This window comes from Vibrio sp. M60_M70 (genome assembly GCF_037162085.1).
In the GTDB taxonomy this organism is placed as follows: Bacteria; Pseudomonadota; Gammaproteobacteria; order Enterobacterales; family Vibrionaceae; genus Vibrio; species Vibrio diabolicus.
In genome coordinates this window covers 1,190,072-1,204,620 of the sequence record NZ_JARLUL010000002.1, presented here as the reverse complement: position 1 = coordinate 1,204,620, position 14,549 = coordinate 1,190,072, and the positions used below count along the sequence as shown (strand labels likewise).

The following is a 14,549-nucleotide window of genomic DNA, read 5'->3' as shown; positions in this document are numbered from 1 at the left end:
ATTTTGTCGGAAAAACGTTATTTTGCGAACACTTCTTTGAATTCGCGTTTAAGAAGTGGGTCGCGACGTGCTTTTTTAAGTTGCTTAACCATGTCTTTCACGCAGTTGTGAAGCACATTATCAAGTAATTGAGCGCGGTATTCTTCTTTATCTTCATCTGTCATGTTTTCTGGCAGATTAAGAGTAGGGAATTCTTCCATCACGTTGATACCAGCAAATGCTTGGCCAACAGAAACTAGAGCATGAAATTGCTCGAAGTTATCTAGAATGTTCTGAGCACTTGCAGGCATTTCGTCCCAAGACTCACGCACTGCTTCTTCAGACACTTCATGGATAGAGGTAACCATTTCGAACATTTGCTCTGGAACTTCGTCAAACTCAATAACTTTACGTAGTTCAGGAGAAATGGTTGCTAGATCGATTTTTTTGCTTTCGCTGTTAGTTGCTTCTGACATGGTGTGTCTCTCATTACAAAAAGGCGGGAATATTAATACCAAATGCATCAAATAGCTATACCCATGTGTCCGCAAGATGACCAGAACACGTGAGTTTGTTGAACTAACGTTCGTTGGTCATGTTTTGGTAGGGCAATTTTCAGTGTAATCGTTATAGACAATTGATTCCGTGATATTTAAACAAAAATATAGCACTTAATTATGAGTCGAATGCAACAACTCTTTGAGTATGGTATATGTTTAATAAAGACAAAATAAGAAATGGAACGCGTTATGCAACCGACAGGGACATCAATGCGAATCCTCCTGGTTGACGATGTTCAGCTAGATAGGATGCAGTTGGCTATTCGTCTTAAGCAACTTGGACATATTGTAAAAGCGGTGGGTAGTGGGCTAGAAGCACTAAACACCTACGAGAGTTTTGATCCTGAACTGGTATTACTCGATATATCGATGCCAGATATGAACGGTTTTGAAGTCTCTCTTCATATCAGAGAAACCTTTCCCGACTGGATCCCAATAATTTTCCTGAGCAGTCACGAAGAACCAGAAATGATTGCAAAGGCCATAGAGGCTGGCGGTGATGATTATTTAATTAAACCCGTAGATAAACTCGTACTGAACTCTAAGCTTATCGCAATGCAGCGTATTGCCCATATGAGACGAGAGCTTAAACAAGCGACATCTCAATTGGAGAAAGTGAATCAACTTTTGACCCAGCAAGCGAATGAAGATGGCTTAACCAAACTCTATAACCGTCGTTATATCGATCATAAGTTAGAATCGATGGTTGCATGGCATGGCCGTCACAACATGCCAATGGCTTTGATTTTATTGGACGTCGATTTTTTCAAACCGTTTAATGATAATTATGGTCATATAGAAGGAGATCGTTGCTTGCAAGCCATTGCGAACCAACTTAAAGCAACATTTTGTCGCTCTGGCGAATACGTAGGGCGTTATGGCGGAGAAGAGTTTGTGGTGTTACTGGGTTGCACAGACGCCCAAACTGCAGAGAGAGAAGCAGAACGTATACAAGAGGCCATGTATTTTCTGGATTACCCACATGAGTATTCTAGCGTGTCCAATAGGGTGACAGTGTCACAGGGTGTTTTTGTTTTTCAACCAACGGGAAAAGAGCAGCAGTCTGATTTGTATGCGACGGTGGATAGAGCGCTGTATACCTCAAAGTCTTTAGGAAGAAATACACATACGGTGGTAAATGCAAGTTGAAACAATCTGTTATCAATAGTTATGCCTTAGCTACACTGTCACTTTTTTCATTATGTTCTAAGGCTAATTCGATTCAAGATCAGATACAAAAAGAGTATGAAAGGAACTTTGCTATTGGGATCGTTCTGTCAGATAGCGATGTCTTTACGGTAGGATTTCATGATTTCGATCCGAACGAATACTTCAACATAGATAACGAAGACATTGGTACTCAAGATTCGGTTGATCTCAGAAAGAAGATCGCTGTATCAACGCTACCATTTAGTTTTGATTTGTTTGAACAAGAGGGAATACAAACTCACTACCTATTAAATGGCCGAGTTTATGCCTTAAGTACAGAGCAAGATGTGTATGTAGACCAAAAAGGACAGATTCCAGATAAAAGTAAAGAGTTAGTCATGGGCGGATATATTGAGTTTGCTGGAGAAAAACACCTCACTGATAAGCTAACGCTTAGTGGCGCAATTGGCTCACACTTAATGTACTATCAAAACGATTATAGTTATCGTAGTAATGCACTGAATGACCTAAAACCATTTCTAGAAGGTGTATACCTAAACACCAGTGCTTGGGCCGTTGTTGGAGAAGTCAACACAAAGCTCAAATACCTAGAGCATGAATCGTGGGGGAAATGGTACCTCTGGTCGGCTCCTCACTATTTTTATGGCACTGGCTGGGGTAAAGCAAATAATGGTGATATTGGCAATCCGGAAGGCTGGTATTGGGTCAATGGAATAAAGGTGTTTTATGATTTTACCCACATCGGAGATACTGTGCAGTCAGTGTATTCGAGCTTCAATCGAGTTGATATTGGTGGTGATACAAGAAAACCCATGAATACTGTACACTACTACGAAGCCAGTGTTGGATGGTTAATGACACCACCATTTGACTCCGATTGGATAGATAATATCGGGATCGGATTAACGATCAATTATGGCAGTGCGTTAAAAGGAGGAAGCTTAGTCTTGTTCTTTAATCAAGATTAGTCAGCTAACTTTCGCTCAGGGGTATTAATGAAGCCTCACGCAATTGCGTCCAGCTTTTTTCGCTTTGTAAAGCGCTTCGTCCGCTAACTTAATCACGTCCTGAGGTGCTTGCCCGTTTTTGCTGTCGGCCGCTCCGAAACTTGCGGTGACAAAGACTGACTTTCTCCTCGAACTGTCGTTACCACGCTTTTTTTGACCTTGTTTATGGTTATCTGGGCGGGATTCTTCATCACGTAAAATCATCTCATACTCTGCAATGGATTTACGTGCTTCTTCTAAAAACTCTTTACACTCATCTGCGTACTTGCCTTTAAAGACGATGGTAAATTCTTCTCCGCCAAATCGATATACTTTTGCGCCACCGGGAGTTTTAGTTAGACGCGAAGCGACCATTTTTAATACGTCATCACCCGTATCGTGACCGTAGGTATCGTTAAACTTTTTAAAGTGGTCAACATCAAGCATTGCGATCGTGAACTTTTTGCCCATGTGTTTTAAGTCAAGGTCGAGTGCGCGCCTACTCGGGATCCGCGTTAAGCTATCTGTGAAAGCCAATTGATGGCTGGCAGAGGCAGCATAAATAATGATAAGCAATCCCGTTAGGGTAAACATGGTGCTAGATATGTATTGCACATCAAAGAAAATGAACGTCGCGGACGCCAGCACCATTGCAGAGTAGGTCATAGCATGGATGATTTCATTCTTCTTTAAAACAAGAATTCCGAGGAAGCAGACAATACCCACACAATATAAAACTAGAATAAAAGGCAGTTTAGAAACCGTAGGTACGATAAATAAAATGCCGCTTGTCCATTGTTCAAACCCACCTTCAACGTAATACGCTAACGTAAGGTAAGACCAAAGAACGAACATCGTTAACATCAAGAGGTAAGTAAACATGGCTCTTGAGTCGAAACCGTCTTTACTAAACAAAAATACCGCAAGAAAAGAAACAGGAAGTAGCGTGGCTAAAATGGTCAACTCAAGTAAGGCTGTACCACTTTGAAGTGGGACTTGTAGCCTGTGCTGTATCACGAAATAGGCCAGTAACATCGCTAAGCACACCATTGACTCCCGACCTTGCTTAAATGAATAGCAAAGGAGCAGTGCACAGCCTAACAGTATGTACGGCAAATTTGCGGCAATACCCCAGTTTGACTGAGTCATCTGAATGATGTTGTTCATGCTCGAACTCACTAATCCCAGCAACATAAATGGGAAAAGGAATCGAAAGCCTGATGAAGTCATTGATGATGAGGACATCTATTACAAATTGCCTGAAAATAGTTGATTATATAATTGGTTAGGTTAAGCGTTTCATCAATATAGATATTAATCTGCTATCGATTTTCATGCTTCGAGAACTAGCAAGAATACGTCTATTTGCTCATTTTCCCAAGTATTTTGGGAGACATTACGACAAAAAGAGAGAGATTGATTAAATTAAGAGCAATCAATAAGTTGTTATAAACAAGTCGTTGCTATACTTGTTTTCATAGAACAAGGGAGATTTGCCAATGCAGATAAGTTCAGATGTGCATAACTACATGGAAACACTTGTTGGACAAGTGCTCAGTTTGCCTCAGTTTGTAGAGCAGTATAACAACGAGCAGCTCGCAGATATTGCGTGCCTTGCACTTATTCAGCTCAAACCTGTCTATATTCGTCATGATATTGATTTTTTATCTTCGCTTCCGGAACAAAAGCTCACCCAATTTAAGCAAAGTGCAGATATCGCGGTGAAAAACGCGGCAGAAATGGTGAAAGAAGACCGGCGTAAAAACCGAGATCATGATGTACCTGTAATTTTTACCCATACCAGTTATGATGAAGACAAAGAATTGGACTGGTATGAAAAACCAATCCTCAATGTCAATATTAAGTGATACAAGCTTAATCTATCGATGAGCTTACCCAAGGAGGAACCGTGGGATTTTTTTCGCGTTTGTTTGGTGGTAGTGAAAAGACTGCTGAAGTAAAAACTGTGGAACCAGTTAAGTACAAAGGTTTCCTTATTTACCAAGAGAGCCTTTCAGAGGGTGGGCAATACCGCATTGCTGGTCGAATAGAAAAGCAATACGACGATGAAGTAAAAACGCATCGATTTATTCGTTCAGATTTGCTCGGCTCGGAACAAGATGCCAATGAACTTATGTTGAAGAAATCTCAAATGTTTATCGATCAAATGGGCGATAAAATCTTCGACTAACAATTCACCGCAACTTGATTCCAATCATCTTAAAAAGAGCCATTAGTGTATATGCTGATGGCTCTTTCTTTTTAGAGCTTAAATGTTTGTTAAGTCAGCATTTAATTATGATCTGGTTAGACCTCAGTCTAGTAAGGCATGGCGTTGTTATTTTTCGTGCTCAGAGCGACAATCATTCATTACTTAGCGTTATATGTAATGAAATTTAGTATTTAAATTACAAAACACTTGAAGTAATGAGACGCGTTCGATACAAACAGAATAATAACAGGGCTGTTAGTCAAGGTGTTATTGTGCAAATGGGTGGCCCCAAACACCATCTTTCGTTTGCAATTGTCTTGCGTGGTAAACAGATAGAAATAAAAAAGAGTTAGAGTAGAGCGACGCTCTGTTTTGGGACTAATTTATTGATATGTATACAAGGAGTATGCGTTTTGCAAATCGGTGTACCTAAAGAGATACTTGCGGGTGAATCGCGAGTAGCTGCATCGCCGAAGTCGGTTGAGCAGTTAATAAAGTTGGGATTTGATATCGCGATTGAATCCCAAGCGGGGGTGCTTGCGAGTTTCGATGATGCTGCTTATGAAGCTGCTGGTGCGAAAATCGTTTCTAGTGAAGAAGTTTGGGCATCTGGTCTTATTCTAAAAGTTAATGCGCCAATCGTAGATGAAGAACAAGGCATTGACGAAATCGCACTACTACAAGATGGTGCAACACTTGTTAGCTTTATTTGGCCTGCTCAAAACGCAGAGTTGATGGAACAACTTTCAAGTAAGAACATTAACGTTCTTGCCATGGATTCTGTTCCTCGTATCTCTCGTGCACAAGCTTTAGACGCGCTCTCTTCGATGGCTAACATCGCTGGGTATCGTGCGGTTGTTGAAGCAGCTCATGAGTTTGGTCGTTTCTTTACAGGTCAAATCACGGCTGCCGGTAAAGTACCACCAGCGAAAGTATTGGTCGCTGGTGCGGGTGTGGCTGGTTTGGCTGCAATCGGTGCTGCGGGTAGCCTAGGGGCTATTGTTCGTGCATTTGACGTTCGCCCAGAAGTAAAAGAACAAGTTGAGTCCATGGGAGCAGAGTTCCTGACCGTGGATTTCCAAGAAGACTCTGGTTCTGGTGACGGCTACGCAAAAGAAATGTCCGATGACTTCAACAAAAAAGCGGCAGAGTTATACGCAGAGCAAGCTAAAGATGTTGATATCATCATTACAACGGCACTAATCCCTGGCAAACCTGCTCCGAAGCTGATCACCAAGGAAATGGTCGACAGTATGAAAGCGGGCAGTGTTATTGTTGACTTGGCAGCTGCTAATGGCGGTAACTGTGAATACACAGTGAAAGACCAAGTTATCATGACAGATAATGGCGTAAAAATTGTTGGTTACACTGACATGGTCGGCCGTTTGCCAACGCAATCTTCTCAACTTTACGCGACAAACCTTGTTAACCTTCTAAAACTGCTGTGTAAAGAAAAAGACGGTAACATCAATATTGATTTCGAAGATGTTGTTATCCGTGGTGTCACCGTGGTTAAAGAAGGTGAAATTACATGGCCTGCGCCACCAATCCAGGTTTCAGCGCAGCCGCAAGTGAAACAAGAGCAACCTGCGAAACCAGAGCCTAAAGTAGAAGAACCTACCTCTCCAACGAAGAAAATTATTGGTGTAGCCGCGGCAGTAGGTGCTTTTGCTTGGATTGCATCGGTTGCGCCGGCAGCGTTCCTTTCTCACTTTACTGTATTTGTTTTAGCTTGTGTTGTCGGCTACTACGTGGTTTGGAATGTTACCCATGCACTTCATACTCCGCTTATGTCGGTAACGAATGCTATCTCCGGCATTATTGTGGTTGGTGCATTACTGCAAATTGGGCAAGGTAATGGGGTCGTTTCATTCCTATCCTTTATTGCTGTATTGATCGCCAGCATCAATATCTTCGGTGGTTTCACCGTCACCAAGCGCATGCTTGAAATGTTCCGCAAAGATAAATAGGAGTTACAATGTCTGCAGGATTAGTACAAGCAGCTTACATTGTTGCTGCATTATTTTTCATCATGAGTTTGGCGGGGCTTTCAAAGCAAGAGTCCGCTCGTAATGGTAACTACTATGGTATCGCAGGTATGACGATCGCGCTGATCGCGACGATCTTCAGCCCTGATGCTCAAGGCTTTGGGTGGATCATTATTGCGATGGCGATAGGTGGGGCGATCGGTATTTTCTATGCGAAGAAAGTAGAAATGACCGAAATGCCAGAACTGGTTGCGATACTGCACAGCTTTGTAGGTTTAGCTGCGGTTTTAGTTGGCTACAACAGTTACCTTGATGCGCCAGAAGCAGCAACTCATGCTGAACATGTTATCCACCTTGTAGAAGTATTCTTGGGTGTCTTCATTGGTGCCGTAACCTTCACGGGTTCAATTGTTGCATTTGGTAAGTTACGTGGTGTGATTTCTTCTTCGCCGCTTAACCTTCCTCACAAGCATAAAATGAACCTTGCAGCGGTTGTGATTTCTACGCTTCTTATGATCTACTTCGTAAAAGCTGATGGCAGCATGTTCGCTCTGATTGTGATGACACTGATTGCGTTCGCGTTCGGTTACCACTTAGTTGCTTCAATTGGTGGTGCTGATATGCCAGTTGTCGTTTCAATGCTGAACTCATATTCAGGTTGGGCAGCAGCAGCAGCAGGTTTCATGCTCGCAAATGATCTATTAATCGTAACAGGTGCGTTGGTTGGTTCTTCAGGTGCGATTCTTTCTTACATCATGTGTAAAGCCATGAACCGTTCGTTTATCAGTGTTATTGCTGGTGGCTTTGGTCAAGAGATTGTAATTTCAGGTGACGAAGAGCAGGGCGAACACCGCGAAACAACGGCAGAAGAAGTCGCTGAAATGCTGAAGAACTCAAAATCAGTAATCATCACTCCAGGATATGGTATGGCTGTAGCGCAAGCGCAGTATCCAGTGCATGAAATTACTGACGTACTTCGTTCAAAAGGTATTGAGGTTCGCTTTGGTATTCACCCAGTAGCAGGTCGTCTTCCGGGACATATGAACGTGTTACTTGCTGAAGCGAAAGTACCGTATGATATCGTTCTTGAAATGGATGAAATCAATGATGACTTCGCTGAAACCGATACCGTACTGGTTATCGGCGCTAACGATACGGTAAACCCAGCAGCTCTTGAAGATCCGAACAGCCCGATTGCTGGTATGCCTGTACTGGAGGTTTGGAACGCGAAAAATGTAGTGGTATTCAAGCGTTCAATGAATACTGGTTACGCAGGTGTACAGAACCCACTGTTCTTCAAAGAAAATACATCAATGCTATTTGGTGATGCGAAGGAAAGTGTTGAGTCTATTTTTAAAGCACTCTAACCATTCTTGATTTAAAACTATACAGGGTCAGCAATCGCTGGCCCTTTTTTGTTCCGTTTCAATGTTATAGTAATGCAAATCCTTCTGTTAGCAGATGTCAATTGCTTGTAGATTGATGTATAGTTTTGGCTAATGTAACAAGTGACGGTAACAGTTTGATTAAAAAGTTTTTGCTCGGTTTTGCAACTGTATTGCCGCTTTTTTCGGCACCTGCATTTTCCGATTCACTACCAGAAAGAATAGATACGTTTACAGAGCTATTTAATTATGAAGTAGCTCTTAAATCGTATGATATTCGTATTCTGCAATCAAATTATCCTACCAAGTTACTTGCGCCAGATTCGCTTCTGCCGCAAACGTCTGACTATCCGTTAAAAGATATACAACAGCTTTACAGCTTAGCGAATACTTGTCGTGGTAAATTGCCACTAAGTCCTTTAATTACTGAGCCGTTAGTATTTACAAGAGCTATCTGTAAAGGGACGCAACTGACACCACGTTGGTTCTCGCGTAGTGGCCTCATTCACCCAGGTGGTGGGACTTATGCTGCACGCTATGTGGATAAGTATCCAGAACTCAAACCAAAGCTTGCTCAATACATGCATATTAAAGAGCGTGACAATGAGGAAGGGGATGAGTTGTTAGAAAGCTTGAAAAACATGGACGACGACGCCATTAATGCTTTGATTGCAGGCGCGAGCATGTTTATCGAAGGTAACGAACTTTGGTTACGACGTGGTGACCGTTACTTTGTTTTCGAGAAAGATATCTGGGAAGAAAACGTCGCTAATGCGGGTCTGTCGTACGCTCTAGCGTCTCAAAGCAAAAGTTGCTTTGTTAAACGAGGCAATATTTGTTGGGATGTAGAAGATCACTCACAAGTTTTGCGGATCAGTATGATCATACTGGTGATCGCAAATATTCTTCTAGTGATTGGTTGGGCTGTATACCGCTGGAATAGTAAGCGAGAAGAGCTCCGTAGTAGAATGCTTGTGTTGCAAATTTTAACGCATGAGCTCAGAACACCGATTGCATCTCTATCACTGACGGTTGAGGGCTTTCGCCGAGAGTTCGAGCATCTACCTGAAAGCGTGTATGACGAGTTTCGCAGATTGTGTGAAGATACACGTCGTTTGCGTCAATTGGCAGAAGCGAGTAAAGATTATTTGCAATCTGATAACCAAATGCTTGCAACAGATTGGGTTCCGTCTGTCGCAGACTGGTTAGAATTTAAGATCGAAGAAGAATTTGATAGTGCCGTGCTTTTCAACATCAATGAAGATGTGGCTGCTAAAGTTAATGTGTACTGGTTAGGAACTTGTATCGATAACTTGCTTCGTAATGCGCTTAAGTACGGTATTGCACCAGTTGAATTGGATGTTTCAACTAGTGAAGAAAAAATAGTATTCCAAGTCCGAGATGCTGGTGGCCTAACGGCTAAAGATTGGGCAAATTTGAAGAAACCGTTCGTCAGTAAGAGCGGGTTAGGACTTGGGTTAACAATCGTTGAATCTATGGTAGGCCGCATGGGCGGAAAAATGTCCCTGATGGGACCACCTACAACCTTTATATTGGAGATACCTTGTGAAACAGACACTGCTTCTCGTTGAGGACGATAAAAACTTGGCTGATGGCCTGTTAGTAAGCCTGGAACAAGCAGGATATGAGTGTTTACATGTGGAACGTATTGCAGACGTAGAACCACAATGGAAAAAAGCTGACTTGGTTATTCTCGATCGCCAACTCCCAGATGGTGACTCTGTACAATGTCTCCCAGAATGGAAACAGATTAAAGACGTACCAGTTATCTTGCTAACGGCACTTGTTACCGTAAAAGATAAAGTTGCAGGCCTTGATTCCGGCGCGAACGACTACTTAACGAAGCCTTTTGCTGAAGCGGAACTCTTTGCGAGAATCCGTGCACAGCTACGAGCACCGGATTCAGCAGAGCAAAGCAGCGCTGATAAAGTGATCACAAAAGACTTAGAAATTGATCGTTCAACTCGTGAAGTTACCTATAAAGATGAGCTAATTACGTTAACTCGTACAGAGTTTGATCTACTGCTATTTTTAGCGTCGAACTTAGGTCGCGTGTTTACTCGTGATGAGCTACTTGACCACGTTTGGGGTTACAATCACTTCCCAACGACACGTACTGTGGATACGCACGTATTGCAGCTTCGTCAAAAACTGCCAGGACTGGAAATTGAAACACTTCGCGGTGTTGGCTACAAGATGAAAGCATAAGTCATAATGAAAACACTACTCCCCGTAGTTCTCTCATTAGCGTTAGTGAAACCAGTCCATGCAATGGACTGGTTTCAAACCAACACGCCTTTAACGCAGGCACATCAACACTTACTTGAAGATGATCTTGCCGGTATGTTCAACTCTCTTGTTGAACTGTGGCAAACGGAACCAAGTAAAGATTTGACTCCTCATCTCAATGACCTTCTTGGTCAGTCTCTATCTAAAAACTGTGGCAAGTCTCTCACTGGTGTAACGCTGCCTGAATGGATAAGTGGCGTGAACGTTATTCGTCAGACCATCCAAAGCCCTGGGCGAGATACATTTAGGTTAGTGATCAAGCTAAGAGCTACAACTGACATCGAAAATATTTCATTTAATCGATGGGTGGATGATTCTATATCCGCAGACAGTTCATTCAGTTATGAAGCACAGCCGAGCGGTACGGAATTAGCCAATGAGCGTAGTTATTCGAAACGCTATAACCTCACGGGTAAGCTTGAAGCAGGCTTGTATCACTTAACTATTGTTTCTAAAGATAAACAAGAGTATCGAACTTGGGTAATATTAGGAGATTCCAATTCTTCGCAATATGTTCGTTGGACATCTAAAGAGAATTGGAAAGTAGAAAAGAGCGCACTTCGTAATCCCCATTGTCCATTACCGCAACTTGAAGTTGGTTTATATGACTACATTGATGGTCAATACGAGCAAATGTGGAAAAAGACTTACGAGTCTAACTATCCCAATTCACTAGAGCTTGCAGGCGTCCCAAATGATAGATACGTGCTAGCAGTGAGTATCAACAGTCGTCGTTGGCAGGGCGATATAATTGTTGAGCAAGCTCAAACTATTAGCCGAACCTATGATCTTTCCCAAGAAGAATAGTTAAAGAAATACCATTTGTGCCGATAAAGGTTCAGGAAGAACCAAAATCACAAGTGTAGTATGAAAACCAAATATAAAATTCTAGCCACCTCTGTTGCCACCACACTTTTCGCAAACGTTGCTTCGGCTGCCACTTATGCGATAGAAGCTCGTAGCGATGCGATGGGTGGCGTTGGTACGGTATCAGCAACTTATCTGACTGCTCCTTTTTTCAACCCCGCACTTACTGCAATTTATCGCCGAAACGACGACGCAGGAATGATCGTGCCAAGTTTTGGTGGTAATTACGATGATCAATATGATCTTGTCGATGAAATCGAACGCATCAGCAAATTGACCGATGTCGATGAAATCAAAAAATCGATGAATGCCATAGATGGAAAAAAACTGACTTTGATCTTGGTGGCGTTGTCGCTATAGGTATTCCTAATAAATTTTTATCTGCAACTGCATACGGTAAGTTATACACTGAATCATTCGTGCAACCAAAAGTAGATACGTCAGGTACTAATCCGTTAGACGATAGCTACGTACAAGGTGTTTCTATTGGTGTTGCTGAAGCAGGTGTATCACTTGCTAAATACACCAACTTTATGAATCAACACCTTTCATTTGGTGTTACGCCTAAACTTCAGCGTATTTATACGTACTCTTACGCCACGAGTTTTCAGAATTTCGATACCAAAGACTTACGTGAACATGAGACAGCGGAAACGATGTTTAACTTGGATGCGGGCGCGCTTTGGTTCTTTGGCCCATATCGTCTCGGTATTTCAGCAAAAAACTTGATCGGAAGAGACGTTAAAACAAAATCGTTCATGTATGGCAGTGATACGATAAAATCATACGAGTACAGCATGCGTCCCGTATATACGGTCGGGGCAGGGGTTGTTGCCGATTACTTTACTATGAGTGTCGACTACGATCTTAATGAAGAAAAACGTTTTTCATCCTTCGATGATAATACACAAATGATTCGAGCTGGTATTGAATTTGATATCTTGCGTCAACTGGCATTGCGAGCGGGTTATATGAAAAACTTAGCTCGAAGTAGCGACGAAGGTACCATTACTGCAGGTATTGGACTGTCTCCACTTAAGTTGATCGAATTAGATATTGCTGCTCAGTACACGAACGAGAACGCAATGGGGGCATCCATTAATTTCCTTGCGACCTATTAATTGAATCGTTATAGTCTGCTCCTCAAAATGAGGAGCTTTTTTATGTTTGACGATTTACCCCCTCTATCTCACCAAGAGCAACAACAAGCTGTAGAGAAAATTCAAGAATTGATGGCGAAGGGCACAAGTACAGCAGAAGCCATCAAAATTGTTGCCGAACAAATTCGATCTGAGTACGCAGAAAAACAACAGCAACAAAACTAATTAATTCATATCAGGGCTTTGGCCCTGTTTTTTTGGTCTCATATTATCCTCAAATATTTTCACACCTTAACGTAGTTACGTCGTAACGTTATTTCTATACCTTTCAATTTATTCAACTTCCTCTATTCTGTACTAAGCACCTGGTAAAATTTTACTTGTTTAAGTTAACTTTAATGCGTTCTGGCTTGAACGAATATGGGGTTAAATGCTATTTTTTAAATTAAAATTAATAAATTCAGTAACTTGTGTTGGTTTTTTGTCTTGCGGTTATGTTTCGAACATCTTTTTGTGTAATTAAATTACAAGATGGTGATTGGGTATGTTTTCAAGTAGAGGATTATGCTGTAAAGATAAAAAAGACACGTTGTAACAGAAAAATAAAATCTGAATATAGTTATATAGTTGACGTTATATAGACAGTAAGTGCTCGCAGACGTATGTCGGTTTTAGGTTGAACATAGGAGTGTTGGACTCTGTTTTAACTCTAAATCTTGTCTTTAATTCAGTGTTGTCTATGAAATAACTCTTAATCTTGATCGATGGATTACACGAAAAAATTACTTATTGCCAAGTGGTTTTACTAAACTAGGCGACGTTGTAATTAGGAATATAAAACAAGCTGCAATAGAAATTGACAGGGTTTAGAAGCGTAGTGACGGCGTAACGTGGGTTTGTTTGCGTTAGTTACATAGTTATTATCAATAACTGGTTCCTAAGTCACTAGTTGACTTCACGAGCCTTCAATGGCTATTAGATAGCTGATCGCTCGGCTGTTTCCACATTCTTATATCAAACTCCCATATTTTCATGAAATATGAGTTTAGGCATTGCATTCGCTCTTAGTGAACTAGACTTACTATAAGCACATGAAAACTAACTAGGAGAGAAAGAATGAGTTACAAGCACGTTTTAGTCGCTGTTGATTTATCTCAATCTAGCCAAGTCGTTATCGAAAAAGCAATAACTCAAGCAAAGAACTCGAACGCCAAACTTTCATTCGTTTATGTGGATGTTGATCGTGTGATCATGGAGCCGAAAGAAGAACAAAAGTTGCAAAAGGAGCTACAAGAACTCGCTGATAAATGCCTATATCCAGTACACGAGACGATGGCAGTTATCGGCGACCTGCATATCAAATTGTCGGGAATCGTAAAAAAAGAGGGAATAGATCTAGTAGTCTGCGGTCATCATCATAATTTATTGAGCCGTTTCTTTTCATCGGTACCAAAGGTAGCGAATGAGGTTGAAGCGGATTTATTGATTGTTTACTTGGATGAGTGACAGTAACGCAGGTTTGTGCCACATCTTCTGTAATCCCGTTTTTCGTATATTAAAAAGCCGAACGTTTGTGTTCGGCTTTACGTATGATTGACGACAAAATAATTAACCAGGAATGGCAGAAGCCTCTTGGGATAAAATAGATGCAGACTCTGCGTTTGACTGCAAATCAAAATGAACGTTAACTTGCACACCTTCTCGCTCAAAAGTGACATCATCAAAATCGGTCATAGCGATTTTGAATCCATTTCTAGCAAAAAAGCCAGTCACCATAGTCCGCTGCTTAATTTCTAGTGCAGACGCGAGTAGCTTATCCATGGCATTCTCCTTGGTTATTGTGGGGATATAGGTAGAAGATACACGCAGAACGGTATGAAATCAATTTAATATAAAGCTGCTTTCGATTAAATTTTTAATGTAAGTCAATCTATCGTTTAACCCACGTGATTTATTCCACGCAATGCCTTGATAATGAAACGGTATAGCATC

The 14,549-nt window shown here is 41.5% G+C and carries 14 protein-coding genes and 1 pseudogene; 12 read left to right on the top strand and 3 right to left on the bottom strand.

Annotated features, from left to right (window positions below):
- Positions 1–17: 17 nt before the first annotated feature.
- A complete protein-coding gene (locus tag P4S59_RS21050; RefSeq protein ID WP_005394495.1) occupies positions 18–455 on the bottom strand; it encodes a DUF3069 domain-containing protein in 438 nt (145 codons plus the stop codon).
- A 273-nt stretch (positions 456–728) separates the two neighbouring features.
- Here P4S59_RS21050 and P4S59_RS21045 point away from each other — a divergent pair, with 273 nt between their 5' ends.
- Positions 729–1,688 (top strand): GGDEF domain-containing response regulator, encoded by a 960-nt coding sequence (locus P4S59_RS21045; RefSeq protein WP_337168998.1) that lies wholly within the window; start codon positions 729–731, stop codon positions 1,686–1,688.
- Complete coding sequence (locus tag P4S59_RS21040; RefSeq protein WP_012842267.1) at positions 1,685–2,677, top strand: Solitary outer membrane autotransporter beta-barrel domain; 993 nt, start codon at positions 1,685–1,687, stop codon at positions 2,675–2,677. The genes P4S59_RS21045 and P4S59_RS21040 overlap by 4 nt, the downstream gene beginning before the upstream one ends.
- Before the next feature lie 24 nt (positions 2,678–2,701).
- Here P4S59_RS21040 and P4S59_RS21035 read toward each other — a convergent pair whose 3' ends face one another.
- Positions 2,702–3,940: a GGDEF domain-containing protein gene (locus P4S59_RS21035; protein ID WP_048625059.1), complete on the bottom strand. Its 1,239-nt coding sequence runs from the start codon at positions 3,938–3,940 to the stop codon at positions 2,702–2,704.
- 254 nt (positions 3,941–4,194) lie between these two features.
- Here P4S59_RS21035 and P4S59_RS21030 point away from each other — a divergent pair, with 254 nt between their 5' ends.
- The 10 genes and pseudogenes from P4S59_RS21030 (at position 4,195) to P4S59_RS20985 (ending at position 14,063) form a co-directional block, all read left to right on the top strand.
- Positions 4,195–4,563: a late competence development ComFB family protein gene (locus P4S59_RS21030; RefSeq protein WP_048625058.1), complete on the top strand. Its 369-nt coding sequence runs from the start codon at positions 4,195–4,197 to the stop codon at positions 4,561–4,563.
- Between the two features lie 41 nt (positions 4,564–4,604).
- Entirely contained in the window at positions 4,605–4,886 is a 282-nt protein-coding gene (locus P4S59_RS21025) for an HlyU family transcriptional regulator (RefSeq protein WP_012842269.1), read from the top strand.
- A 434-nt stretch (positions 4,887–5,320) separates the two neighbouring features.
- Complete coding sequence (locus P4S59_RS21020; RefSeq protein WP_005394487.1) at positions 5,321–6,877, top strand: Re/Si-specific NAD(P)(+) transhydrogenase subunit alpha; 1,557 nt, start codon at positions 5,321–5,323, stop codon at positions 6,875–6,877.
- Between the two features lie 8 nt (positions 6,878–6,885).
- Complete coding sequence (pntB, locus tag P4S59_RS21015; RefSeq protein ID WP_005394484.1) at positions 6,886–8,262, top strand: Re/Si-specific NAD(P)(+) transhydrogenase subunit beta; 1,377 nt, start codon at positions 6,886–6,888, stop codon at positions 8,260–8,262.
- A 155-nt stretch (positions 8,263–8,417) separates the two neighbouring features.
- On the top strand, positions 8,418–9,872 hold the full coding sequence (gene vxrA / locus P4S59_RS21010) for a sensor histidine kinase VxrA (RefSeq protein ID WP_005394482.1): 1,455 nt from the start codon (positions 8,418–8,420) through the stop codon (positions 9,870–9,872).
- Positions 9,847–10,509 (top strand): response regulator transcription factor VxrB, encoded by a 663-nt coding sequence (vxrB, locus tag P4S59_RS21005; protein WP_005394480.1) that lies wholly within the window; start codon positions 9,847–9,849, stop codon positions 10,507–10,509. The genes vxrA and vxrB overlap by 26 nt, the downstream gene beginning before the upstream one ends.
- 6 nt (positions 10,510–10,515) lie before the next feature.
- Positions 10,516–11,397 (top strand): DUF2861 family protein, encoded by an 882-nt coding sequence (locus tag P4S59_RS21000; protein ID WP_337168997.1) that lies wholly within the window; start codon positions 10,516–10,518, stop codon positions 11,395–11,397.
- A gap of 60 nt (positions 11,398–11,457) precedes the next feature.
- Positions 11,458–12,578, top strand: a pseudogene (locus tag P4S59_RS20995) (conjugal transfer protein TraF).
- A gap of 42 nt (positions 12,579–12,620) precedes the next feature.
- Positions 12,621–12,782, top strand: a complete 162-nt coding sequence (locus P4S59_RS20990) for a YoaH family protein (RefSeq protein ID WP_005394474.1) — start codon at positions 12,621–12,623, stop codon at positions 12,780–12,782.
- Between the two features lie 891 nt (positions 12,783–13,673).
- The gene (locus P4S59_RS20985; RefSeq protein WP_046875460.1) at positions 13,674–14,063 is read left to right on the top strand and encodes a universal stress protein; all 390 of its coding nucleotides are present in this window, start codon (positions 13,674–13,676) and stop codon (positions 14,061–14,063) included.
- A 102-nt stretch (positions 14,064–14,165) separates the two neighbouring features.
- On the opposite strand, the gene P4S59_RS20980 is transcribed toward P4S59_RS20985, so the two are convergent.
- Positions 14,166–14,378: a hypothetical protein gene (locus P4S59_RS20980; protein WP_012842272.1), complete on the bottom strand. Its 213-nt coding sequence runs from the start codon at positions 14,376–14,378 to the stop codon at positions 14,166–14,168.
- Between the last annotated feature and the right edge of the window lie 171 nt (positions 14,379–14,549).